This is a genomic window from Pseudomonas sp. UBT (assembly GCF_050915955.1).
Classification (GTDB): domain Bacteria; phylum Pseudomonadota; class Gammaproteobacteria; order Pseudomonadales; family Pseudomonadaceae; genus Aquipseudomonas; species Aquipseudomonas antarctica_A.
In genome coordinates this window covers 469,257-493,567 of the sequence record NZ_CP168081.1, presented here as the reverse complement: position 1 = coordinate 493,567, position 24,311 = coordinate 469,257, and the positions used below count along the sequence as shown (strand labels likewise).

Here is a 24,311-nt window from a genome sequence, read left to right as displayed (position 1 = left end):
ACACAACGATGCAGCGTGTAGTCCTTCGTGTGCAACTCCGCAACCGCCTGCGTGGCTAAAGTCAGCGCTCACCAACATGATGAGTATGGGCGAGTAACGAATCGGGTACCCCGTCGCGCATCAATCCGCCCTCTTCTATCCAGGCTTGGGTTGACTGATACGCACGTTGCAGCAGTTGATCTGTCTGGTTGAAATCGAACACTGACGCATCCAGTGGGCACAGCGGCGGCACTACATGGATAGCTGCACGCGCCTTGTACAATTCGATGTCGCGTACCAGTTGACGCATACTCATCAAGTTAAGCGTGTGCAAGGCTAACGCAACGAGCCCGCTCGGTGGGCACAGGCAAGCACAACCGAACCCGGTGGGTAGAACTACAACTCGCGTTGCCCCCAATGTCACCGCACTGGAAATCGGCGTGTTACTGGTGACACCGCCATCGACCAAGAACTTTTCTCCCACCCGGACATTGGGAAACACTAACGGAATCGCAGCACTGGCGAGCAAGGCCTGTTCAGCATTACCACTGGACAGAAGTTCTTCGGCGCCGCTGAGCAGATTGGTGGTGACAATATGCAGGGGTAGTTCAGTTTCTTCGATTAATTCGACCGGGAGAGATCTGCGCACTAAACGATGCAGCGCCGAAGCACTCAGCAGGTGACCGCGACGATTCAGAATACCCTTGAAGGTGTCGAGTGCCGAGAACGGAAACACATCCGACTTACGTAAGCTGCGCCAGAAATCCGCAAGCTCGCTCACGCCTTTAGCATTCGGTCTGGCCGCGAAGTAGGCACCATTGATGGCTCCGACCGAAGCACCAACCACCAGGTCGAATGAAACCTCAGCCTCAACGAGCGCCTGTAACATTCCGACCTGAACCGCGCCAAGGCTCCCACCACCAGCAAGTACAAGAGCAGTTTTAACAGTTGGCATAGACGTACCCTCTCTGATAACGCCCTCCTGACGTTACAAGCCTAGCTGACTGGCGACATTGGCTCGGATGGAGACTACCTGCCTGATAGGCATATGGGACGTACGGAGCGATTCGCCCACCTCAAAGGAGCAACGTGTTTTGAGTTAGCGTCTACACTCGATCAAATGGTTATGACGTTATTCCTGTTTGGAGTCTCCTCCAATGCAAGCCGCACCTGAAACAACCCGTGCTGCTCCTGTAGTCCCACAAAGCAGCCATCCCGCCTGGTTGAGATTGGCCCATTGGCTGAACGCTTTGGCGGTGTTGGTAATGGTCACCAGCGGCTGGCGTATCTACAACGCCTCTCCCCTTTATGATTTTAATTTCCCCACGTCGATCACCTTGGGTGGCTGGCTCGGGGGCGCGTTGCAATGGCATTTCGCAGCAATGTGGATGTTGGTCGTCGTCAGCCTTTTCTACCTACTTTTCAATCTTTTTAGCGGCCGTCTGTCGCGACGTTTTTTTCCTGTATCACCCAAAGGTTTTTTTAATGACCTGTGGTCTGCACTCCATGGGCGGTTGGGGCATAACGATATAAGCCATTACAACCACGTGCAGCGTGTGGCGTATCTGTTTGTAATGCTCGACATTACAGTTCTGGTGATTTCCGGGTTGGTTTTGTGGAAGTCAGTACAGTTTTCGCTTCTGCGTGAACTGCTGGGTGGCTACGACAGCGCGCGGCATGTGCACTTCATTGCGATGTCTTTGTTGGTAGCTTTTATCGCCGTGCATTTGGTGATGGTCGCACTGGTTCCAAAGACCTTATTGGCCATGATTGTTGGCCATAAGGAGCGCGTATGAGCAAGCGTGAGCAACGCCCAGCGCTGGATGAGTCGTCCATTTTGAAGGATGCACGGAAAATTATTTCGCTCCAGGTCGAAGATAGCTCGCGGCGCTCCTTCCTGCTGCGTAGCTTGACCTTGGGCGGCGTGGCGATGCTGTCCGGCTGCAACATTTCCGATAACGATCACGTTGAAACGGCTCTGTCCTCCATGTCGCGCTTCAATGACAGGGTGCAAGGCTGGCTGTTCAACCCGAACGCCATGGCCCCTACCTACGCAGAGTCAATGATTACGCGGCCATTTCCCTTCAATGCCTTCTACGGCATCGACGAAGCGCCTGCCGTCGATGAGGACACCTACCGATTGGAAGTAACCGGCATGGTCGCCGACAAGCGCAGCTGGAAGCTTGAGGAACTGCGTGCCATGGCACAGAGCGATCAGATAACCCGGCACATCTGTGTCGAGGGCTGGAGCGCCATCGGGCGCTGGGGCGGTGTGCGCTTCAGTGATTTCCTAAAACGCGTCGGGGCCGACACCGACGCAAAGTACGTCGGCTTCAAATGTGCCGACGATTACTACACCAGTATCGACATGGCCACGGCGCTACATGCTCAAACGCTGCTGACGCTGACCTACGACGGTGCCGTATTACCGCGTGAATATGGCTTCCCAATGAAGCTGCGCATGCCTACCAAGCTTGGCTACAAGAACCCAAAACACATTCAAGCGATTTTCGTCACTAATACCTACCCGGGTGGTTACTGGGAAGACCAGGGCTACAACTGGTTCGGTGGCAGCTGACGCCCGTGGCAACCCCATTGCGCAGCCCGGGCTGCGCTTTTTCGCAACCTGAGTCTCAAGGAGCTTCACGATGAAAAGGTTAACGACTGCAATCCTGGGTATGTGCCTGGCAGTGGGCGTCGCGGTTGTACACGCCGACGATACGATGAGCAATGACACGATGAAGAAAGACACGATGTCCCACGATACGATGAAAAAGGACACGATGAAAAAGGATGAAATGCACAAAGACACCATGGGTAAGGACACGATGAAAAAAGACACCATGGGCAAAGACACGATGAAGAAAGATTCCATGTCCAATGACGGCATGAAAAAAGACGACATGAAAAAGAATGACATGTCTCAGTAAAGCGGTGCATTACAGGAAAATTGTACTGCGTCTGGAAAACCCGCCTCGGCGGGTTTTCTCGATAGCGCTCACAGGTGCGATGGCATCAACCTGCAATCTGAAAAGTTCTCCTCTCATTGATCAGGTGTTTGCAGTTCCAAACGTTGGGTGCCTGATGCCAAGCATTGTGCAAAGGAACACCAGGCACAAGCGCGTACGAGCGCCTATTCTCCAGCCCTTCAATGAGTTTGACGGCCTCTTGCGGTTTGATTTGTTCAGTGCTTAAGCATGTGCACGTCTATTACTGCCAATGCGCACACAGTTTGACCAGCTCATCGACCACATACCGCACTTTGGGTCGCAAGTGCGAAACCTTCGGCCATACCGCGTGCACATCAACCGCTTCAGGTTCATAAGCATGTAACACCTCAACCAGCCTGCCCGCTTCGATATCGTCCTGGAACAGGCTGCGCGGCATCTGGCATAAGCCGGTGCCTGCTACGGCCGCAAGAATCATGGCTTCGCCGTCGCCAATCTGATGGCTTGAGGGCGGTGCGTAGCGTACGGTCTGCCCCGTTTGCATCACGCGCCATGCGAGCGGCTGGCCACGGCGATGGCCGACAATGCAGCGATGCTGGCTCAGCTCTTCCAGGGTTTGCGGGATGCCCAAACGTGCCAGGTAATCAGGGGCTGCACAGATGGCCCAGCGCTGACGAGTCAGTCGTCGCGCCACGAGGCCACTGGTGTCCTGCAATTCGCCAAAACGTACGAGCAGATCAATACCTTCTTCGAACGGGTCCACCAAGTGGTCGGAAAAGGTCAGGCTCAGGTGCAGCTCAGGGTATTTGTTGGCGATCTCGAACAACAAAGGTGCGACGACCCGACGGCCGAACGCCACCGGCACATCAACGCGCAAACGCCCGGTTGGCTCTCCACCTCCCGAAGCCAGCCCACTTTCAGCTGTGCCGATTTCCTCCAGCGCCGCAGAGCAAGCCACAAAATAGGCCTCGCCATCCGCAGTCAGGGAAATCCGTCGCGTCGTGCGATGAAACAGCTGCGTCCCCAAGCGTTCTTCAAGGCGCGCGATGGCTTTGCCCACGGCGGACTTTGACAGCCCCAAGCGCTCGGCTGCCTGGGTAAAGCTGGAGGAGCGGGCCGCGACGACAAAGGTGATGACGCCCTGAAAGGAATCGATAGGTACCATGCTCGGCTCGCCAATTGTAGAGTTTTAGTCTACCCAGATTATAGCTGGAGGCCATTTATCACCAGCATGTTCAACAGTACGATGAATTCCAGTCAGACAACGGTGCACCGCGCACCGCTCCCCGATCAATGTCCTGAAGGAATACATCATGCCCGTCGTACGTGTGAGCTGGTTCAAAGGTAAGGAACACGCGCAAAAAGCCGCTGTTGCAGCCGATATCACTCAAAGCATCGTCAAACACACCGGTACCGATGCCAATTACATCTACGTCATTTTCGAAGACGTAGCCGCCTCGGATTGGGCGGGCGCCGGCAAGCTGTTCGGGGAAGCGCCCGAAAACACCTGATGCTCCCTGCCCGCACCGCATGAATCGGCTAGGCCAGCGACATGGCGGTGCAGGCGTTTGTAAAGCCTCTGCCGGAGACAACCACGATGCACCCCATTATTTCCTGCCTGTTTTCTCTCGCGGTAAAACCCGCGCAGTTCGCTGAATTCAAGGCCTTGATCGCCACAATCGTTGCCGCCACCCGTGCCGAACCGGGCACACGGGTTTACGAATACAGCGTCAACGAAGAGCTGAGCACCGTGCACATTCTTGAGCGGTATAACGCCGATGCCGTGGTGAGCCACGTAGACACCACTTTTGCCCCTTTCGGCCAGCGTTTCCTGGCGCTGTGCACCATCACCAGCCTGGTGGTATACGGCACCCCCGATGCAGAAATTCGCAAACGCCTGGACCCATTCGGGGCCGTATACATGATCCCGTTCGATGGCTTCAGCCGCTGAGTTCGCTCAAAGCCAGCACCGTTTCCTGCGCACCCCACATCCTGCACAGAGATCACTATGTCCGTTATCGTCGACGTTATTAAGTCCCGCATCTGCGCCTGCACTTTCAGGTGTTGACCTGATGGGATGAATCGCCCCCATCCCCTACGGTACTGCTTAGTCGTCAAGCCCCGGGCCCTTCGTGTATTGCCTCGGGCCCTCGCACGACTCCTTTAAGCAGGCAGTAGAAGGCAAACGAACTATGCATGGTGACCAGGATCAGTTGGGGGCTTATCCCATCAACGAACAATACCCGGCAGGTCACAACCCTCGCGAGGGTGATGCGTTTGCTGCGGCTCAGGCAGAGATCGACAAGCTCAATAATATCCATGCGGTCGACGCCGTGGATTGGCAGCGCCTGTCGACACTCTGCGAAGGCATTCTCAAATCCGAAGGTAAAGACCTCAGTGTCGCCATTTGGCTGCTGTGTGCCTGGACTCGCCTGCGCGCGATGGCCGGGCTAAGCGCCGGGGTTCATCTGCTCAGAGAGATGTTGGACCTCTATTGGCACACCCTGACGCCACCCGTCTCGCGCTTGCGGGCTCGGCGCAATCAAGCGCAATGGCTGATCGAGTGGCTGGACAAGACGCTGGCAGAGCCTTTTGAACCGTTGGACCCCATGGCGGCTGAGCGTTTGATCAGCGACTGGGAGACCATTGAGGCGTTCTGGCGCATGCAGGACGACCAGGCCCCGAGCTTTGCCCGAGTCCGTCGGCGCCTGGAGCAACTGACCCGTAGCAAAACCCAAGAGCCGTCACAGGGCACGACGTCGCCAGCCGCGCAATCCACGCCCGCTGACGTCGCGACCGGCGCCCTGCCCATGGTCATCAGCCCGACAGTGACCTTATTGGACGGCGATGAGGCCATCGTCAGCAACGTAGAAAAGGTGTTTGAGTCGCTGCGTCCGGTGCACGCCTACTGCCTGGATCGGCGCCCTGCTCTGCCCTTGACCTATCGGCTGAATCGCCAGGCACTGTGGATCACGCTCGAAGCGCTTCCTCCCAGCCAGGGTCGAAACACTCGCCTGCCCTCTCCGCCCCTTACTCTGCGAGAGAGTCTCCTGCGTTTGCAGGAAGTCGCCGAGCCGCTGGATATCGTGCGTTTCTGCGAAGGTCGGCTGAGCAGCTACCCCTTTTGGCTCGACCTTAATCGCATCAGCCACATCGCCCTTTTACAGGCGGGTGCTAGCGCTGCTGCCCAGGCCATAGCGCACGAGGTGCAAGGGTTGGTAAGCCGCCTGCCTGGCGTTATCGATCTGACCTTCGCCGACGGCATGCCTTTTGCCGATGGCGCCACCCGAGCGTGGCTGGAAAGCCTGGCGCCGACGACGCCCGTAGTCGCCCCCAAGGACGCTATCGAGACCTGCGTAGAAGACGCTCGGCGTATGGCCAATGAAGGTCGGCTGAATGATGGGTTAGCCGAACTGCAGCGCTGCATCGCCCATACCGCCAGCGCGCGCGACCGTTTCAGGCTGAGTGCCTCGCAATGCGTGCTGGTTTATCGGTTCGACCCCCACCCTGATCTGCGTATCGCGCTGGAAGGCCTGCTGGCCCTGGCCGACGAGCTCAATCTGGAGCAATGGGAGCCCGAGTTGGTCAAGCCGCTGCTTGAAATGATGCTTGAGCACAGCAACTCGTCTGAATGGTCACGGCGATTGTCACGCCTGGACCTCAACGGGTTCTGGCGCAAGCGCAGCGCCTGTACCGCAACCGACTGAACCCGCTGACACGACGCGACCGCCTCTGCGAGTCGCTCACTGAGGAGAAACACCATGGCAAGTGACGGTTCCGTCGCGCCTAAAGAGCGCGTCAATATTGTCTACAAACCTGCGACGGGCGATGCCCAGGAACAGGTCGAGCTGCCGCTCAAGCAATTGGTGATCGGTGACTTCACCCTGCGTGAAGACCAGACACCTGTCGAAGAACTCAAGCCGATTCGCGTCGACAAGGACAACTTCACCGACGTGCTCAAAGGCCAGAACCTGAGCCTGCAACTATCCATCGCCAACCGCCTCTCGGATGACGCAACGCCAGACGAGCGTCTGGCGGTGAATCTGAAGTTCGAATCGATTCGTGACTTTGAACCGGACGCCCTGGTTGAGCAGGTACCGGAACTCGGCCAGTTGATCGCCCTGCGTGATGCACTCAAAGCGTTGAAAGGCCCACTGGGTAACGTGCCCGACTTTCGCAAGGAATTACAGGCATTGATCGAAGACGACGGTGCGCGTGCCCGCTTGCTCGGTGAGTTGGGCGTTGAGGAAAAGGAGTAAAGCCATGACCCAAGAAGCAACGCAAAACCCGGCCACGCAAGCGTCTGCGACGCAACAGGAGGGTTCGCTGCTGGATCAATTGATCCATACCGCGCGAATAAAGCCTGGCGACGAGGCCTACGCGGTGACGCGCCAAGGTCTGGAGGCCTTTGTCGCACAGTTGCTGGAACCCAGCCGCGCGGTCGAAAAAGTCAGTGCCAACCTGATCGACGACATGATTGCAGCGTTGGACGCCAAGCTCTGCCGTCAAGTCGACGCTATTTTGCATCATGAGCGTTTCCAGGCACTCGAGGCGTCATGGCGCTCGTTGAAATTTTTGGTCGACCGTACCGATTTTCGTGAAAACAACCGCCTGGAAATTCTCAGTGTGTCCAAGCAAAAGCTGCTGGACGACTTTGAAGACGCCCCGGAGATCACGCGCTCGGGTCTGTACAAGGCCGTTTACAGCGCAGAATTCGGACAATTCGGCGGCCAGCCGTTCGGCGCCATCATCGGCAATTACGAGTTCAACCCTGGCTCACAGGACATCAAGCTGCTGCAGTCCATCGCGTCCGTATCGACGATGTCGCACACACCCTTCATCGCGGCGGCAGGCCCGCAGTTCTTTGGTGTCGAGAGCTTTTCCCAGTTGCCCAACCTGAAAGACCTGCAAGCCGTATTCGAAGGCCCGCAGTTCATCAAGTGGAATGCGTTTCGCGAGAGTGAAGACTCACGTTTTGTGGGGCTGACGTTGCCGCACTTCCTGCTGCGCACGCCCTACGGGGAAGAAACGGTGCCGGTCAGAAAATTCCGCTACAACGAAAGCGTGACCTCCAGCAACCACGATTTCCTGTGGGGCAATGCCGCCTTCGCCTTTGCCAGCCGATTGTCCGACAGCTTCGCCCAGTACCGTTGGTGTGCCAACGTCATCGGCCCGCAAGGTGGCGGTACCGTCAGCGACCTGCCGATTTACAACTACGAAGCCATGGGTGAGGTGCAGACCAAAATCCCGACTGACGTGCTGATCTCCGAGCGGCGGGAATTCGAGCTGGCCGAGCAGGGTTTTATAGCCCTGACCATGCGCAAGAACACCGACAACGCCGCGTTCTTCTCCGCCAACTCTTGTCAGAAACCCAAGTACTTTGGCAATGACAAAGAAGGCAAGGAAGCGGAGTTGAACTACAAGCTCGGCACCCAGTTGCCCTACATCTTCGTGGTCAGTCGCCTGGCTCACTACATCAAGGTCATCCAGCGCGAAAACATCGGCACCTGGAAAGAGCGCGGCGACCTGGAGTCGGAGCTCAATGGCTGGATCCGTCAATACGTCGCCGACATGGACAACCCTGCCGTGGGCGTGCGCAGCCGTCGGCCATTGCGCCAGGCCGACATTTCCGTAAACGACGTCGAAGGTGACCCAGGCTGGTACCGCGTGAGCCTCAAGGTCCGGCCGCATTTCAAGTACATGGGGGCTTCGTTCACCTTGTCGCTGGTCGGCAAGCTGGACAAGAGCTGAAAGCTGCGCGCTGCTCACTCTGCGGTCATCCGCCCTGCCGATGGCCGCAACCGTTGAATCATGAGTGATTGAGGGATCGGTGATGAAAGAAAAACGCCTGCTGGAACGCATTGGCGCCCTGCAACTGGGCAGCGAACGCTCTCACCTGACCCAGGCTCAAGTGCTGCTGGATTCACTGATGGAGCATCTGAGCCGGATTCTTAACACTCGCCAAGGCAGCGTGCCGATAGACCCGGATTTCGGGGTGCCCGACTTCACCAACCTGGCCGGCAGTTTCGCCACCGGAGAAACGGCGCAAATCATCGACCACATGACACGCATGGTTGCGCGTTACGAACCGCGTCTGAAATCACCCTGCATCACCCTGGCCGAACACGGTCGCGAGGTGTTGTCGTTGCGCTTCATGCTCGACGGATTGGTCGCGATCAATGACCGCGACATCCCCATCCACTTATCGACCCTCGTCTCCTGCGACGGGCGCGTCTCGCTGTCGATGCGCTAGGTGGACTGTGCAGAACTTCTACTACCAAAGTGAACTGAATAACCTGAGGCATCTGGCCGATGAGTTTGCCCAGCGTAACCCTGCGCTGGCGCCCTTGCTCGGCAGTGGCTCCGCCAGTGATCCGGATGTGGAGCGGCTGCTCGAAGGCGTGGCCTTCCTGACGGGCATGGTGCGCCAGCGGTTGGATGACGAGTTTCCCGAATTTGTCCAAGAGCTGGCGCAGTTGCTTTATCCGCAGTATTTGCAGCCGCTGCCGTGCATGACGCTGCTGCAGTTCGCGCCGCGAACAGCGCTTTCACAGACACAAACTATCGATACCGGCTGCGAAGTGGCTTCCGTGCCCATTGATGGCCATCGAGTGAGCTTTCGCAGCACGATGCCGGTCGACCTTGAGCCGGTCACGCTAACCGGTGCGCGCTGGGAAGGCGGAACCTCAGACAGCCGTTGCCTGGTGCTGGACCTTGCGCTGACCGTCGCGCCCAATGACTTCAAGGCCGACAGCCTGACCTTTTACCTGGGTGATACCTTCAGCGAGGCTTGCGCCCTGCTCCGTCTGCTGGACCAGCATGTGCGCGAAATACGCATCCAGGGTGAAGGCCAACCGATAACGCTGCTGTCAGCCAACCACATCCAACCGTGCGGCTTTGATCGTGAGCACGCGTTGTTGCCCTACCCGGACGCCGCACACCCGGCCTACCGGGGTTTGCAGGAGTATTTCGCGTTGCCGGAAAAATTCCTGTTCGTGCGCTTGAGCGGTTTGCAGCGCTGGCGCCATCGAGGCGAACACACCCGCATGAGCGTAAAGCTGGTGTTCGACAAAGTGCCGTCGTGGGCCCCCTCGATAACTGAAAACAGCTTCATGCTCGGGGTGACACCCGCGGTCAACCTGTTCACCCAGGACGCTCACCCGCTCAGGGTCGATCACCGCCAACCCGAATATCGCATCCAGCCTGCGAACCAGTCCCAGCGCCAACGCCTGCGCATTCATTCGGTGCTGAGTGTCAGCGCCTATTCGGGCACCGGCAACGAAAAAACCTTAAAACCCTTCCACACCATTTACCAGCGTGATGCGTTCAACCTGCGCATTCGCCAGGGCAGCAACGACCCGCGTGATTACGAGCACTTCATCAGCCTGCCGTATGTCGACCGTCAATCGCCGGAAGACCTCACCCTGTCGATCTCGCTGCTGTGCACTGACGGCCCGCTGCCCGAGAGCTTGCACCCCGGGGACCTCAACCAGCCGATGGACAACACCCCGGCGCGCGTCACCCTGCGCAACATTCGTGGCATCACCCCCTGCCATCCGCCCAAATACCAGGACCGGTTGCTGTGGCGCATGCTTTCCCAGCTGAACGCCAACCACTTCAAACTGCTGGACGCCGATTACCTCAAGAGCCTGCTCAAACTCTACCTGCCGAGCGCCGATGAGGGTGGGCAAGACGCCAACAATCGACGGATCAACGGCATTGAAAAAGTCTTTGCCACGCAGGAGCGACGCTTCATCAACGGCCTGCCCATCGAAGGTACGGTGGTGCACCTGGAGTGCCGTGGCGACCACTTCCTGGGTGCCGGAGGGCTTTACCTGTTTGGCGTGGTACTCGATGAGTTCTTTGCTGGCAGTGTCGCGCTCAACAGCTTCGTAGCGCTCAACCTGTACGACAGCGTTAATCAGGAAACACTGGCTTGGCCGGCGAAAATCGGCCGGCAGCGCCTGCTATGACTCAGGACGCCTTGCTGGCCAACGGTCGCGACTATGCTTTTTTCCAGGCGTTGCGCTTGCTGCGTCTTCGCTTCCCGGACGATAACGCCTTCAGCGATGGCGTACGCGTGCGTCCTGGCCTGGGGTTGGGGTTCCCCGAGAGCGATATTTTAACCATTGACCAGGACGACAGCGGGCGTTATCACCTGCAAGCCAGCTTCTTTGGCTTGTATGGCGTGACCTCACCGCTGCCGACGTTCTACACCGAAGACCTGATCGACGAGCAGCTGCAAGGCCGTAGCGCCGGCCGTGATTTTCTCGATATCGTGCATGCCGCGCTGTACCCGCTGCTGTTTCGTGCCTGGGAAAAACACCGTCTGTGGATGGCTATCGGCGAGCGTCGTGACCTGAGCCGTCTCAACCTGGTGCGCTCGCTGATCGGCCTGGCCGACGCCGACCCGCAGTGGCGCCAGCATGCACCGCAATTAGTGCGCTACGCCGGCATCTTCAACCAGTTCCCGCGCTCGGCGCTCGGCCTGGAGCAACTGCTCAGCAGCACACTGGACGGCGATCCCGTCGAAGTCGTGCCCTGCGTGCTGACCCAAGTGCCGATTGATGACCAGTCCCGCTGCCGGTTGGGTCTGCAGGGCAACGTGCTGGGGCAGGACAGCCTGCTCGGGCAACAGGTCAGCGACCGCACCAGTACTCTGGACATCCGTATCGGCCCCCTGGACGCCTTGCGTTTTCACCTGCTGATGCCGGGCGCCGCACTCTACAAACGTATCGAACGATTAACCGCGTTGTACCTGCACACCCCGCTCAAATGCCGGCTGGTGCTGAGCCTTAAACCAGAACAACAGCGTGGCACGCGATTGGGTGACAGCTGGCAGCGCCTGGGCACCAACACCTGGCTGGGGCGCACAGTCGACCAGGGCAAGGCGGTATTCACGCTGGCCGGGGCGCAAAGTCCCGGCGCTCAATCGAGGACCGGACAATGATTCAGGTAGAACTCAAGCCGTTATTTGCCAGGCTCAATACCTTCAGCAATCACGCCCTGGAAAATAGCGCCGGCATGACGCTGGCGCGCGCCCATTACGAAATTACGATCGAGCATTTCCTGCACCAATTACTGCAGGACCCGCAGGGTGATATTGCGTTGATTCTTGCGTATTTTGAGGTAGATCCCTTACGCCTTTCAGCCCGGCTTGACGATAGCCTGGCCCAGTTCAAGCGAGGTAATCCGGGACGCCCGGTCTTTTCACCGCTGTTGACCGAGTGGGTGCAGGACGCCTGGATCGCCGCGTCGCTGATTGTCGGCAGCCCCAGCATCCGCGCCGGGACGTTGCTGCTCGCCTTGGTCACGCGCCTGGGTTACTACACGGCGGGCACCCGTTACGGCGAACTGCTCAAGGGCGTTTCACGCGAGCGCCTGGGTAATCAGTTCGCCGATATCGTCGCTGGTTCCAGCGAAGGCCTATTGGCACACCTGCAAGGCGCAGCGCCGGGCGGCAGCGCGCCTGATACCAGCGCTGGGGTCAATCGCGAAAACACCATCGCGCGGTTCTGCGAAGACCTCAGCGCCAAGGCCGCCAAGGGTGGTATTGACCCCGTGTTCGGACGTGACCAGGAAATTCGCCAGATGGTGGATATCCTCGCCCGACGCCGCAAGAACAACCCCATCGTGGTCGGCGAACCGGGCGTTGGTAAGTCCGCCGTGGTCGAGGGCCTGGCGCTGGCTATCCACCTGGGCGATGTCCCGGATTTTCTGCGCAACACACGGCTGCTGAGTCTCGATATGGGCCTGCTGGAGGCCGGTGCCAGTGTCAAAGGTGAGTTCGAGAGTCGCCTGCGCGCGGTGATCGACGAGGTTAAAGCGTCCACCGTGCCGATCATTTTATTTATCGACGAAGCCCACATGCTGATTGGCGCCGGGGGGCCGACCGGTGGCACTGACGCCGCCAACCTGCTCAAGCCTGCGCTGGCCCGGGGAGAGCTGCGCACCATCGCCGCAACCACTTGGGGCGAGTACAAGAAGCACTTCGAAAAAGACCCTGCCCTCGCCCGCCGCTTCCAGCTCGTCAAGCTTGAGGAGCCGAGCGTGGCAACCGCTGTGCTGATTCTGCGAGGCCTCAAGCCCCACTATGAAAAAGTCCACGGTGTCAGCGTTCGCGATGATGCAATTACCGCCGCCGCCGAACTGTCCGACCGCTATGTCACAGGGCGGTTGTTGCCCGACAAGGCTGTCGACCTGCTAGACACGGCCAGTGCGCGCGTGCGTATTGGCCTGGACACACGGCCCGCGAACCTGGAACAGCTCGAACGGCATCAAGGCGCCTTGTCCCGCGAGCGCGAGGCCCTGGAACGCGATCAACGCCATGGCCACCCGGTGGACCCTGGCCGCATACAGGCCATCGAGCAAACACTCATTCAACTGGGTGTGGAGTACCAGGCGCTGGAACACCGCTGGCAGTTGGAGCGTGCTGCTGCGTATCGCGTGCTTGAGGCGCGCGCCGAGGCGCAAACCCTTGAGGACTGGCCGGCAAGGCTGGCTGAGGCCCGTGACAGCCTGGCGCACCTGCAAGGTGACGACCCATTGCTGTTCACCGAGGTCGGTCCGGACGCCATCGCCAAAGTCGTGTCTGACTGGACCGGCATCCCGCTGGGCAAGGTCTTGCGCGATAGCGCCGGCGGCGTCATGTCGTTGGCCGCCACGATCAACACCCGGATTCATGGCCAGGACGCCGCCGTCCAATGCATCACCGACATACTCAAGGCGGCACAATCGGGTCTGCGCGATCCGCAACAACCCTTGGGCGTGTTCCTGCTGGTGGGTCCTTCCGGTGTCGGTAAAACCGAAACTGCACTCGCCGTGGCCGATCACTTGTTTGGCGGCGAGCATGCACTGACCACGCTCGCCATGAGTGAGTTTCAGGAAAAGCACACGGTGAGTCGCCTGGTCGGCTCGCCTCCCGGTTATGTGGGTTATGGAGAAGGTGGCTTGCTGACAGAAGCCGTGCGTCGTCGGCCCTATTCGGTGGTGCTGCTCGACGAGGTGGAAAAGGCCCATTTGGAGGTGGTCAACCTGTTTTATCAGGTGTTCGACAAGGGCGTCCTTTCCGACGGTGAAGGCCGCCAAATCGACTTCAGCAACACCGTGATATTTCTCACCAGCAACTTGGCGAGCGATGAAATCAGCGCATTGTGTGCCGGTGAACGCCCGTGTGCCGACACGCTGGTGGAGCGGATTCAGCCCGTGCTGTCGTCGCACTTCAAACCGGCGTTGCTCGCCCGCATGACCGTGGTGCCTTACTTCACCCTGCAAGCAGAACACCTGGCGAGCATTGTCGAGCTGAAGCTGCAGCGCCTGGCGTCGCGCCTGCTGGCATCGGCCAAGGTACGCCTGTGCTTCAGCGCGTCGGTCGCGCGCACCCTCGCCGAGCGCTGCACGAACGTCCAAAACGGCGCGCGCAACATTGACTTTATGTTGCGCAAAAGCCTGACGCCGCGCCTGTCGGACGTGCTGCTCACGGCGATGGCCGAGCAGCGCGTGCTCAGTGCCATCCGCGTCGATATGGACGCCAGTGGTGGGTGGCGGATCGACGCCCTGGACAGCTGAACAATCAGGTCTTTACCCGAGCGCAAAAAAAACGGGCCCGCCCTACAGTGGCCCCGTGACTCGATTGCGCAGGTAACCAGGAGTTCAGACCATGACATTGACCGAGCAACCTCTGTGCACCTTCCTCAGTGACGCGCTCGCCTTAGAACCCCTGCTGGTCGCCCGTTGGCAGGGTGAAGACGTGTTGTCACGGCCCTATCGCTTCGAGGTGGTACTGGCATCGCTGAACCCGTTACTGAACGAAGATGCCATGCTCGGTGCAGCCGCGCACCTGACCCTGTTTGACACCCTGGGCGCCGCTCACCCGTACCACGGCATCGTCACGTCGGTGGAACTGTTGGACGCCGATGATCTTTACCACTATTGCCGTGTGGTGCTGGAGCCGCGCATCACCCGGCTGCGCCAGCAGCGCTTCAGCGAAATCTGGCTGGACAAAAACCTGCCGCAGTTGGTCCGCGACATCCTCAAAAATGCCGACCTGACGCGTGAAGGCCCGGGCTCGGACAGCATCAGCACGGCTGCCTTCGATTTTGACGTACGCCTGCGGGGCGACGACATCCCCCATACGCAAGCCAACTTTACCTGCCAGTACGAAGAATCCAGCTTCGACTTTCTGTCGCGCCTGTTGGAATACAGCGGCTGCTACTACTTCTTCGAGCAGCAGGATCAGCAGGAAGCCCTGATCATTTGCAGTGATCGCAGCGCCCAACCCAAGACAGTGCTGCCGGTGCTGTACCGCCCCTTGGACACCGCGCTGAACAACGGTCTTCAGGCGGTAGCGCACACCTTTATCCGTCGCACCGTGGTGCAACCGGAGCAGGTGGTGCTACAGGACTTTTCTGCCAGCAATGCACAACTGGCGCTACACAGCACAGCGTCGGTGGCGGCCGGTAGCGTCGCCGAAGATGCCCAAGCTCCGAGCGCCTCGCCAGCGTTCAGCGGCGACTATGGCCTCTATGGTGAGCATTTTGGCAGTCACGCTCAGGGCATCTGGCTGGCGCAACGCCGTGCCCAGGCGCTGGGATGCCGTCATCGGCTGTTCCACGGCAGTGGCCATGTTACCGGCCTTCGATCAGGCGGTTCGATGGTCTTGGCCGGGCATGCGCGGCCCTGCATGAATGCGGCTTATCAAGTGCTTGAAGTGCACCACAGCGGGCAACAACCACTGCCCGCTACGGGCGAGGATAACGTGGCCCGCGATACCCAAACGCGCTTTCTGGTGATCCCTGCCGAGGTGCAGTTCCGTCCGCCCCTGGAAACCCCAAAACCCAACGCGTTTGGCGTACTGAGTGCCGTGGTGGATGGCGACGACAGCGGCAAGCCCCTGCTCAACCAGCACGGCTGCTACAAAGTCCGTTTCCCGTTTACCCGCGATCAAAAACCCAGCACTCGGGGTTCGGCATGGCTGCGCAGGGTGTCGTTGTCTGCCGGTTCCAGCCATGGCATGCACTTTCCGCTGCTCAAAGGCAGTGAAGTGTTGGTGTCATTTCTCGGCGGCGACCCGGACCGGCCGATTATCGTTGGCTGCGTGCCAAACTCGGAAAACCCGAGCATGGTCATTGAGCGTAACGCCACCCAGAGCGGCTTCTCCACGGCCGGAGGGCACTTCCTGGCGATGGAAGACCACCCTGGGGCCGCCCATCTGAAACTGGGCGCGCCTGGCGGTAACAGCACCTTCACACTGGGCAATGGCGAAGTCGCCGGCGCGCAACTGCGCACCAACGCTCATATGCAATTGACATCGTCCTCGCTCACACATGAAGTGCCCGGCGTGTACTCGTTGTCCATGGGCACCGGGGACCCGGCGACAGCCAGTGGCAGCGACTCGGGCCCGGATACCACCGTGCCGACTCCGCCCCCCGAACCTAAACCCAAACCAACACTGGGGGAACTCAACACAGGTGTCCATTGGGGCGGCCCGAACTGGCTCAACCTCGGAGACAAGGCTGAGTTAAAAAACGCGGCTACCTTCTCGGCAATACTCAATACGGCGGCAGCCCAGGTGGAGGCAAGCCTGGGCGGAGCCAAGGGAAGCCTCACTGTGCAAGGAAAAGCGACCACCGTGAATATGTCGGGCGTCAGCATTTCACTGTCGTGTAACGGGTTCACTTACGTCTGGGAAAAGATCGGGAAGAAGGTCGCGGCAATTTCCGAAGACAAGAAGCTCATCGATAAAACGGTGGCCTCCGTCTCAAAACTTGAAGCAGAGCTGCACAAGGTGACTGCCGATATATACGAGGTGATCGGAACGACCTCGATCACGCTGAAATGCGCTGAGCATTCCATCGTATTAAACCAAAATGGCATTCGGATCAAGTCGCCTAAAACGATCATGATCGACGCCGACGTGGCCATTAACGGTAACACCCGGTTCGTGGGAAACGTCAACGTGGTGGGCGATCTCGAATGCAAAAATGCGACCGTAACCTCCCGGCTCAAAGCCACCTACACCAGCCTCGACGAACTGAGTGCGACCAATGCAACGTTGGGCGCCGTTTATATCCCTCCCACGCCGACGCAAGCGCTGATAGAAGCCGAAGAAACCGCGCGGCTCAAAGCCTTTGAGGTGCTCAACGAAATGGCTGAGGCGGTCGCCAGAGGGTTGGACGACGGGGCCAATGCGGCACTCCAGGTAGTCGACAACTTCGAGCCTTAAAGCGTTTCTTCCTGACGAGGGTTCAAGCATGCACCTTTCCTATTCCGACATGAGTCTGCTGACCCTGGCCCGTCAACAGGGGCCACGGCCTGCCACCCTGGCAATTACCGTGGGCCTGCTGTTCGGTGCCGACCATCAGGTGCTGGCCGCTGAACATGCACTGCCCTGGCTCAGCCAGCGCTTCGACAAACAGCCGTTCGACAGTGGTTTGAAAAAGGCCCGTGGCAGCTTCGCCGTGCATGGCGACGCGTACCCTCTGACGCCTGAGCAGCAACACACGGGCATGGCCGTACGCGTGCACATCGCAAGCACCAGTAAGACCTTGCACCTGCACCCGCCAAGGTGCTGGGAGCGCGGGGTGCTCGGCCTCACTGCGCGTCCAACGGGCCCGCTCCTGCGTTTGCCGTTGGATTTGCAGCACGCGTTCGGCGGCGCCGGCTGGGCGGATAATCCCGAAGGCAGCGGCTATCTGGCGGACCCCGGCAGCAGCGTGGGCATGCCGTTGCCGCAAATCGAAAACGAACACTTGCCCCTGCGGGTACCCGGCCAGACGCTGCCAATTGCCAGCCTGCGTCCGCTGCCGCCGCAATGCCGTGAACGCCGCGATTTGTGGGGCACTTGCGATGAACACTGGACAGCACGCCGGGCACCCTGCCCGCCTCTGGATTGTGACGTTCGCTGGTTTGATGAAGTCGCTCAGGACCAATGCAACCCAGGTTATTGGGCAGGCAACGAAGCCTGGAGCGTTGACGGCATGCACCCTCAGCATGCGCAAATCCGCGGTACGTTGCCCGCATTCCGTGCCCGGGTGTTTCTCAAGCGAGCGGCACCGGCACAACAGATCGAAGAGCCACCACTGGACCTGGACACGGTGTGGCTATTCCCCGACGTTGAGCGGGTATTGCTGCTGTACCGGGCCGAGGTCAACGTGGCCGATCTTGACGGCGCCGATATTGCCCAGTTGGGCGCCGTGTATGAACACCCCGACGCGCCAAGCGAAACCGCCGCAGACTGCTGCGAAAAACTCTGGCCCGCGGTCAAGCCGCCTCCTGCGGCCATGCCAATACCGCCTGCAACGGTCGACAAAGACGCCATCATTCACCGTATGCAGGCCTCGATAAATGCCCGTTACGCGGCCTTCGCCGCCGAACAAGCCAGGGTATTGGCCTGCGCCGGCGACGTGGGCAAACGCTTCGGCAAACCGTTGAACCCGGCGGAGTACCCGGCGACTGCGCCTAACCTCGCCGCACTGGCGCAACGCCCGCCGGCCGAGGTCCGGCCGTTTAACCCGGCCGCCCTCAAAGCGAGCATCCAAACCAGCATTGAATACGCGGAGGCGGCAACCGAGAAGTTCCTCGACGAGACAGCGGTACGCCTGAACATGAAGCCTGAGGCGCTGCGCGAGGCGATCAGACAGGTTGAACAAAACGCGCCGCGCCCCGTCAAGACAGACCCAATGTCCAGTCTTGAGCAACTGCCCCTGCCGGCGTCACGCAAAGCCTCATTGCGCGCGCAACTGAGCGCCGGTTTGCAAGAGATGCGTGAGACAGAGCAGCAGATCAACGCGAAGATGCAGGCACTGCGGGCGAAATTGCCGGCGGCCAGTTCGGTAAAAGAACAATCGCCGCGCCCTCCTGCCGGCGGCGACACCGCAACCCCTGAGGCCGGCCCCTGGACTCGTGCGTTGCTCGAAGCTGCCCACGCCCGGGGTGACCACCTGGAAGGCGCACGTTTTGTCGGCCTGGACCTGTCTGCCAGTGATTTGGCCGGTGCGGTACTGCACCGCTGTTCGTTTGATCACTGTGTGCTGGCTGCCGCGCATTGGCCAGGTATCGACCTGACCGGCAGCACCCTGAAAAATTGCGACCTGCGGCAGATCGACTTGCGCGAAGCGCAGTTAGGCAAAACACGCCTGCGCGACTGCCTGTTGGACCATGCGCGGCTGGCCGGCGCCGGCCTGCACGCGGCGGCCTGGTCAGGGGTCGAAGGCCAGGACATCGACCTGACCAATGCCCGCGCCACCGAACTGCAACTGGACCTGGGTTGCCAGTTGCCCGGCATTCGCCTGGATAACGCAGACCTTGCGAATGCCAGCCTGCAAGACGCGTCACTGATAGGGGCAAGCCTGCGTGGCAGCCACCTGCACAACGCCCTGCTCATTCGCTGCGACTTGCGCAGCAGCCAGGGTTATCGCCTGGACGCGCGCAATGCCGACTTCACCGGCAGTGACCTCAGCCAAATACAGTGGGTGGGCGCCAACTTGCAGCAAGCCCGCCTACGCAAAGTCCGGCTGGATCAGGCCGACCTGCGCGACTGCAATCTGCATGCGGTCGTCAGCGAAGGCGCCCGAGGTGTCGGGGCCCGCCTGGAAGGCGCTTTATTGAGCTATTGCCGATTACCCGAGGAACTCGAACATGTCTGAATCAATGACCGCCGAACAGCTGCGCGCGCGCGTCGCCGAGGGTGGCGTGCTGCGCGACCTGTGCCTGGCCGATGGTGACTTCCGGGGCGTTGCGCTGCGCCATGCGCGCCTGGAGCAGGTCGACGCGCGCAACGCCTGCTTCAACGACGCCGACCTTGAGGCCTGTACCTGGGTCGACTGCCAACTGGCGGGGAGCCACTTTTCTCGCAGCCAGTTGCGTCAGGTCGACTTCAGAAACTGCCAATTCGATGGGGCAAACCTGGCCACGGCAACCCTCGACGGTGGCCGTTGGTTACGCTGCGAGGCCGTTGGGCTGAACCTCAACGAAGCCAGTGTCAGCAACCTGAGTTTTATTGACTGCGCATTCTCAGTGCCCAATTTGCGCGGCAGCATCATGCGCCAATGCCAACTGGACCATGTCAGCCTGTGTGATGCTGATGCCAGCTCGGCGCAATGGCAGCAGGTGCGCGTGACCGACAGCCTGCTGCGCAACCTCTACCTGATCGACGCACACCTTGAGCAATGTGCCTTTGATCGCAGCAGCCTGACCGATGTTGACCTGAGCCACGCCGAGACCCGTGCCCTGTCGCTGTTCCAATGCCAGGGCGCTCGTGTGCGGTTCATCGCCACGAACCTCATCCAGGCCATCTTTACCGACGCACGGCTGAACGCTGCCGACTTCACCGACAGTGGCTTGGTCCAGGCCAACCTGAACGGCGCAGTGCTGCCCGGCGCGCAGTTCTTGCGGGCCCGCCTGCGCTACGCCCAATGCATCTATCTGCGCGCCTGCGGTGCCGACTTCACCGATGCGGACCTGTTTGGCGCCAACCTGCACGCCGCCGAACTGGACAACTGTCAGTGGAAAGGCGCGCGGCTCGACGACATTCGCCCTACCGACCCGCTGCGCCTGGCCGCCGATCGTTGGCAGCCGACGCTGTAAGGAGAACACCATGCCACTGCAAGCCCCGCAGCACAGTCAATGCCCGGCCACGTTGCACCATGGGCGGATCAATGCCGAGGATGGCGAGCGTTTTGGTGTCGTCAGTACCGACGGGCGCCGTTACTGGCTCAAGCCCGCGGCCGGTTGCCTGTTGCGCCCGGCACTCGGGGATGCGGTGCTGATCTGCGTGGAGGGTACGAGCGGCTACATCCTCACCGTACTGGAGCGCGACAGCAGCACGCCCGCCCGTTTGAGTGTGGACGGCGACCTGCACCTGCACTTGCCGGCAGGTGCGCTGCATATAGAGGCGCGGGACGGTATCAGCCTGGACGCCGGCGCGGCACTTGCCGTGCGCAGCGCTAACGTCCTGCTGCACAGCACCCACGCGTGCCTGACGACCCAAACGCTGCAGGTCAGCGGTGAACGCGCCGACAGCCATTGGCTGCAACGCCATGACACGGCGTTGCACGCTCACCAGACCGTGCAGGTCCATACCGCCGAGTTCGGCGACAGCCGCCGCCGCGTGGAAGGGCACGAAGAGCTGTACGCGGGCTCGGTCAGCCAGCAGGTGAAAAACGATTGGCAATTGCGTGGCGAAACCCTTGACCTGTTCGCCGATATCACCGTCGCGCTGGATGGCCAGCGCATCAAACTCGGTTAGGAGTCCTCCCATGTTCATGCTGACGAATGATGGCGCAGTGGCCACCGCCACCGCCCCCGACATGTGCAACACACCAACCCCGACCGGGCCTTTGCCCATGCCCTATCCCAACACCGCCGACACCCGCATGGCCGACCCCGGCGGCCTGATGTCAAACGTGCTGGTGATGGGCATGCCAGCGATGACGCTGATGAGCAAAGTGACGATCAGCAATGGCGATCAACCCGGTGCCGCAGGCGGCCTGCTCAGTGGCCGGATCATGGGCGAAATGACCTTTCTCAACGCCAGCACCTGCGTCACGGTCGGCGGTAAACCTGCCGTGCGAGTGACCTGCCTGACCGGGCATAACGGCGCCCCTCAGAATACCGTGGGCATGGTCAGCGCGCCTGGCCAGACCAAAGTGCTGGTGTTGAGATGAACACAGTGGCGCTTAAAACCCTTGCGGTGCTGTTGCTCGGTGTGTTGCTCACAGCCTGTAGCAGTAACGGTCCGACACCGCAGCAACAGGCGTTGAACGAGCTGAAGTGGAACTACGCCAATGACAGCATTGAACTCACGCTGACCGCCGACAAAGACCTCAATCAATACGACGGCCAGGCACACACCCTCCTGCTGGTCGTGACCCAGTTCGCTCAACCGAACGCCTTCAGTGCCTACACCGGCAGCAGCCAACAATTGAGCAAGCTGTTGCTGATGAGCAGCGCTCCACCGGACCTGATCGGCCTGACACGCCTGTTTATCGAGCCGGGACAGACCCGCACCGTGCGTTTGCCACGCCTGGAGGGGGCAAAAATGGTCGGCATCAGCGCCGGCTATGCCCACTTGGACCCGCAGCGCAGCGTCAAGCTCTACCGGATTGGCGTGGACGTGGCCTCCACGGGCTTTTTCAGTAAAACCTGGACCGCCCGCCCGAAAACGCTGGCCATCAACCTGTTGCTGGGACCTGACGCACTGTTGCGCAGCCAGCAAAGCCAGCTGGAAAAACCGGTGACCGAGCAACCCGTCGAAGGCGAAGTCAGCCTGACTGGCGCCGGCCAATGATCGGTGTTCCGTGTGTTTCCCCTCTCTGTCGAGGTGCCCTATGAACATCGACAAACCGCTCTACTGGCATCAAGGCCTGTTCCTGCAGCCGCAGCACTTTCAGCAGAATGACGCTCGCCTGGAAAGCCTCGTGACGAGGACCCTCGCCTGCCAACAACCCCATGCCTGGGGGCTGATATCGATGTGTTTGAATGATGCTGCACTGGCGTCGCGTCAATGTCGGGTTGAACAACTGTCGGTGCGGTTCACCGACGGCAGCCTGGTCGAATACCCCGGCAACGCCTCACTGGAATGCCGCCCGCTGGCGCTTGCAGACTTTGTCAGCGACAGCCGCACGCTGTATGTCGGCCTCAAGCGCAGCCAGCCGGGCGAACCGGATGCCCAGGTGTTCGAAGACCTGCAAGACGCTGAAAAAGCCAACGTGCGTTTTGCCGTAAGGGCCGACCCGCACACACTGAATGATCGTCACGGCGACGCCCCCGAAGCGCTGGTGCGGCAAATGTCCTACGTTTTGCGCTTGTTCTGGGAAGATGAACTGGACAACCTCGGCGCCTATGACTTGCTGCCTATCGCGCGGTTGGAGCACGACGGTGACCGCATTCATTTGGCCGAGCGTTACATCGCACCTTGCGTGATGATCGGTGCCTCGCCGGCGTTGATGCAAACGTTGCGAGACACCCGTGACGAATTGGTCGGCCGAGCCCGCCAGCTGGAGGTGTTCAAGCAATCCGGCGACGCGCGTTACGGCGACTTCGATGCCGCACACACGCACAATTTGCTGGCATTGGTGATCCTCAACCGTTATGGCCCATTGCTGACTCACTTGCTGGAGACGCCACAAGTCTCGCCGTGGCAGGTGTATGGGACGCTGCGTCAATTGATCGGCGAACTCAGTGTGTTCAGCGAGCGCTGCGACATGCTGGGGCAAACCCGCGACGGTCGATCGCTGCTGACGTCCTATCAGCATGAAACCTCCGGCCAGGCCATTACCCTGGCTGCCGGGTTGATCGGCCAATTGCTTAACGAGATCAGCGTCGGTTCAGAACTCCTGGTGCGGTTGCTGCCCAGCGAGGGGTTATTCCAAAGCAGCTTGCCGGACGCATTTCTCGGCCCGCGCCACCGCTATTACCTGGTGGTACGCAGCGATGGTGATCCGACGCGACTCGCGCAGCAGCTGGAACTGGATGGCAAGTTGGGTGCGCCGCAGGACATGCCGGACCTGATCAACCGCGCATTGCCGGGGGTCGAGCTGATTTACCTGCAAGTGCCGCCGCAAGGCATGCCCCGTCGTCCCGGAGCGCTTTATTACCGCCTGGAGCCACTGAGCGAAGCCTGGGAAAAAGTCTGCAGCACCCAGGCAGCCGCATTGTTTATGCCCAACGCCCCGGCAGACATGCTGGTCGAGCTGGTGGTGGTACGCGCATGAACGAAGGTCGCTTGGCCGACTGCTGGGTCGGCATCTTTGAACGCACTCGGGCCGTGTTCGCAAATCCTGCGGCGTCGGCAGCCACCGCCACAGCACTCCTTATCAACCAGCTGGAAGTGGCAGCCGGTCGCGCCCGTGAGCGCGGTTACGTCGAGGCATGGGTTCGCGAATCGCTGTTTGCGGTGGTGGCCTGGGTGGATGAAACCGCAATGACCACCGCGTGGCCCGGCGCCGCTGACTGGCGCCGTTCGCCTTTGCAGCGTCACTACTTTTTTACCACTCGGGCTGGGGTGGAGTTCTTCCAGCGCTGGCAGGCGCTACCTGAGGAGGCGGGTCCCGTACGTGAGGTCTTTGGCCTGGCGTTGCTCGCCGGTTTCGCCGGCCACTACGCAACGCGCCCAGCCTGCGAGCTGGACGACTTTCGTCGGCAATGCCTGCAACGCATCGCCCGGGACGGCCAGATGCGCACGCTGGATACGTCCGGCACCTTGTTCAACCAGCCGTCACTCGGCATCTCGGCGCAGCGTCGCCGCACGCGCCGGCGATTGCCCGCGCTGGTAGTTACCCTGCTGATCGTGATTCCGCTGCTGGGGCTGGCGGCACTGTACATCGGTCTGGACAGGCCGCTGGCAGCGGCCGCTGCAATGCTGATGGAGGCCCATTGAAATGT

At 60.3% G+C, this 24,311-nt stretch carries 22 protein-coding genes; 20 read left to right on the top strand and 2 right to left on the bottom strand.

The window, feature by feature from the left end:
* Positions 1 to 61: 61 nt before the first annotated feature.
* Positions 62 to 934: a patatin-like phospholipase family protein gene (locus ACDZ94_RS26645; protein ID WP_432751688.1), complete on the bottom strand. Its 873-nt coding sequence runs from the start codon at positions 932 to 934 to the stop codon at positions 62 to 64.
* A 202-nt stretch (positions 935 to 1,136) separates the two neighbouring features.
* Between ACDZ94_RS26645 and ACDZ94_RS26640 the strand changes: the two genes are divergently transcribed.
* The 3 genes from ACDZ94_RS26640 (at position 1,137) to ACDZ94_RS26630 (ending at position 2,909) form a co-directional block, all read left to right on the top strand.
* Positions 1,137 to 1,775: a cytochrome b/b6 domain-containing protein gene (locus ACDZ94_RS26640; RefSeq protein ID WP_259762533.1), complete on the top strand. Its 639-nt coding sequence runs from the start codon at positions 1,137 to 1,139 to the stop codon at positions 1,773 to 1,775.
* Complete coding sequence (locus ACDZ94_RS26635) at positions 1,772 to 2,557, top strand: molybdopterin-dependent oxidoreductase (protein ID WP_221294711.1); 786 nt, start codon at positions 1,772 to 1,774, stop codon at positions 2,555 to 2,557. The genes ACDZ94_RS26640 and ACDZ94_RS26635 overlap by 4 nt, the downstream gene beginning before the upstream one ends.
* Before the next feature lie 70 nt (positions 2,558 to 2,627).
* Positions 2,628 to 2,909, top strand: a complete 282-nt coding sequence (locus ACDZ94_RS26630; protein WP_064452401.1) for a pentapeptide MXKDX repeat protein — start codon at positions 2,628 to 2,630, stop codon at positions 2,907 to 2,909.
* Positions 2,910 to 3,189: 280 nt separating this feature from the next.
* On the opposite strand, the gene ACDZ94_RS26625 is transcribed toward ACDZ94_RS26630, so the two are convergent.
* Positions 3,190 to 4,092: a LysR family transcriptional regulator gene (locus ACDZ94_RS26625; protein ID WP_432751687.1), complete on the bottom strand. Its 903-nt coding sequence runs from the start codon at positions 4,090 to 4,092 to the stop codon at positions 3,190 to 3,192.
* Positions 4,093 to 4,240: 148 nt separating this feature from the next.
* Here ACDZ94_RS26625 and ACDZ94_RS26620 point away from each other — a divergent pair, with 148 nt between their 5' ends.
* The 17 genes from ACDZ94_RS26620 (at position 4,241) to ACDZ94_RS26540 (ending at position 24,306) form a co-directional block, all read left to right on the top strand.
* Positions 4,241 to 4,438 carry a tautomerase family protein gene (locus ACDZ94_RS26620; RefSeq protein WP_432751686.1) on the top strand — a complete coding sequence of 66 codons (198 nt, stop codon included), beginning with the start codon at positions 4,241 to 4,243 and terminating at the stop codon, positions 4,436 to 4,438.
* An 86-nt stretch (positions 4,439 to 4,524) separates the two neighbouring features.
* Positions 4,525 to 4,878 (top strand): putative quinol monooxygenase, encoded by a 354-nt coding sequence (locus ACDZ94_RS26615; protein ID WP_432751685.1) that lies wholly within the window; start codon positions 4,525 to 4,527, stop codon positions 4,876 to 4,878.
* 241 nt (positions 4,879 to 5,119) lie between these two features.
* Entirely contained in the window at positions 5,120 to 6,634 is a 1,515-nt protein-coding gene (tssA, locus tag ACDZ94_RS26610; RefSeq protein WP_432751684.1) for a type VI secretion system protein TssA, read from the top strand.
* A 54-nt stretch (positions 6,635 to 6,688) separates the two neighbouring features.
* Positions 6,689 to 7,186 (top strand): type VI secretion system contractile sheath small subunit, encoded by a 498-nt coding sequence (tssB, locus tag ACDZ94_RS26605; RefSeq protein ID WP_064452398.1) that lies wholly within the window; start codon positions 6,689 to 6,691, stop codon positions 7,184 to 7,186.
* Between the two features lie 4 nt (positions 7,187 to 7,190).
* Complete coding sequence (gene tssC / locus ACDZ94_RS26600) at positions 7,191 to 8,678, top strand: type VI secretion system contractile sheath large subunit (RefSeq protein ID WP_407016931.1); 1,488 nt, start codon at positions 7,191 to 7,193, stop codon at positions 8,676 to 8,678.
* 82 nt (positions 8,679 to 8,760) lie between these two features.
* Entirely contained in the window at positions 8,761 to 9,180 is a 420-nt protein-coding gene (gene tssE / locus ACDZ94_RS26595; RefSeq protein WP_221294707.1) for a type VI secretion system baseplate subunit TssE, read from the top strand.
* A gap of 7 nt (positions 9,181 to 9,187) precedes the next feature.
* Positions 9,188 to 10,900, top strand: coding sequence for a type VI secretion system baseplate subunit TssF (tssF, locus tag ACDZ94_RS26590; RefSeq protein ID WP_432751683.1), 1,713 nt, complete (start codon positions 9,188 to 9,190; stop codon positions 10,898 to 10,900).
* Positions 10,897 to 11,877 carry a type VI secretion system baseplate subunit TssG gene (gene tssG / locus ACDZ94_RS26585; protein WP_262664726.1) on the top strand — a complete coding sequence of 327 codons (981 nt, stop codon included), beginning with the start codon at positions 10,897 to 10,899 and terminating at the stop codon, positions 11,875 to 11,877. The genes tssF and tssG overlap by 4 nt, the downstream gene beginning before the upstream one ends.
* A complete protein-coding gene (gene tssH, locus ACDZ94_RS26580) occupies positions 11,874 to 14,495 on the top strand; it encodes a type VI secretion system ATPase TssH (RefSeq protein ID WP_432751682.1) in 2,622 nt (873 codons plus the stop codon). Before tssG ends, tssH begins: the two co-directional genes overlap by 4 nt.
* Before the next feature lie 91 nt (positions 14,496 to 14,586).
* On the top strand, positions 14,587 to 17,151 hold the full coding sequence (locus ACDZ94_RS26575) for a type VI secretion system Vgr family protein (protein ID WP_432751681.1): 2,565 nt from the start codon (positions 14,587 to 14,589) through the stop codon (positions 17,149 to 17,151).
* 28 nt (positions 17,152 to 17,179) lie between these two features.
* On the top strand, positions 17,180 to 19,573 hold the full coding sequence (locus ACDZ94_RS26570) for a DUF2169 family type VI secretion system accessory protein (RefSeq protein ID WP_432751680.1): 2,394 nt from the start codon (positions 17,180 to 17,182) through the stop codon (positions 19,571 to 19,573).
* A complete protein-coding gene (locus tag ACDZ94_RS26565) occupies positions 19,566 to 20,513 on the top strand; it encodes a pentapeptide repeat-containing protein (protein ID WP_064452390.1) in 948 nt (315 codons plus the stop codon). Before ACDZ94_RS26570 ends, ACDZ94_RS26565 begins: the two co-directional genes overlap by 8 nt.
* A gap of 10 nt (positions 20,514 to 20,523) precedes the next feature.
* The gene (locus ACDZ94_RS26560) at positions 20,524 to 21,174 is read left to right on the top strand and encodes a DUF3540 domain-containing protein (RefSeq protein ID WP_221294700.1); all 651 of its coding nucleotides are present in this window, start codon (positions 20,524 to 20,526) and stop codon (positions 21,172 to 21,174) included.
* A 10-nt stretch (positions 21,175 to 21,184) separates the two neighbouring features.
* Entirely contained in the window at positions 21,185 to 21,592 is a 408-nt protein-coding gene (locus ACDZ94_RS26555; RefSeq protein ID WP_221294699.1) for a DUF4150 domain-containing protein, read from the top strand.
* Positions 21,589 to 22,215 carry a type VI secretion system lipoprotein TssJ gene (tssJ, locus tag ACDZ94_RS26550; RefSeq protein ID WP_432751679.1) on the top strand — a complete coding sequence of 209 codons (627 nt, stop codon included), beginning with the start codon at positions 21,589 to 21,591 and terminating at the stop codon, positions 22,213 to 22,215. Before ACDZ94_RS26555 ends, tssJ begins: the two co-directional genes overlap by 4 nt.
* 40 nt (positions 22,216 to 22,255) lie before the next feature.
* Positions 22,256 to 23,641, top strand: a complete 1,386-nt coding sequence (tssK, locus tag ACDZ94_RS26545) for a type VI secretion system baseplate subunit TssK (protein ID WP_432751678.1) — start codon at positions 22,256 to 22,258, stop codon at positions 23,639 to 23,641.
* Entirely contained in the window at positions 23,638 to 24,306 is a 669-nt protein-coding gene (locus ACDZ94_RS26540; RefSeq protein ID WP_432751677.1) for a DotU/TssL family secretion system protein, read from the top strand. Before tssK ends, ACDZ94_RS26540 begins: the two co-directional genes overlap by 4 nt.
* The last annotated feature ends 5 nt before the right edge of the window (positions 24,307 to 24,311 follow it).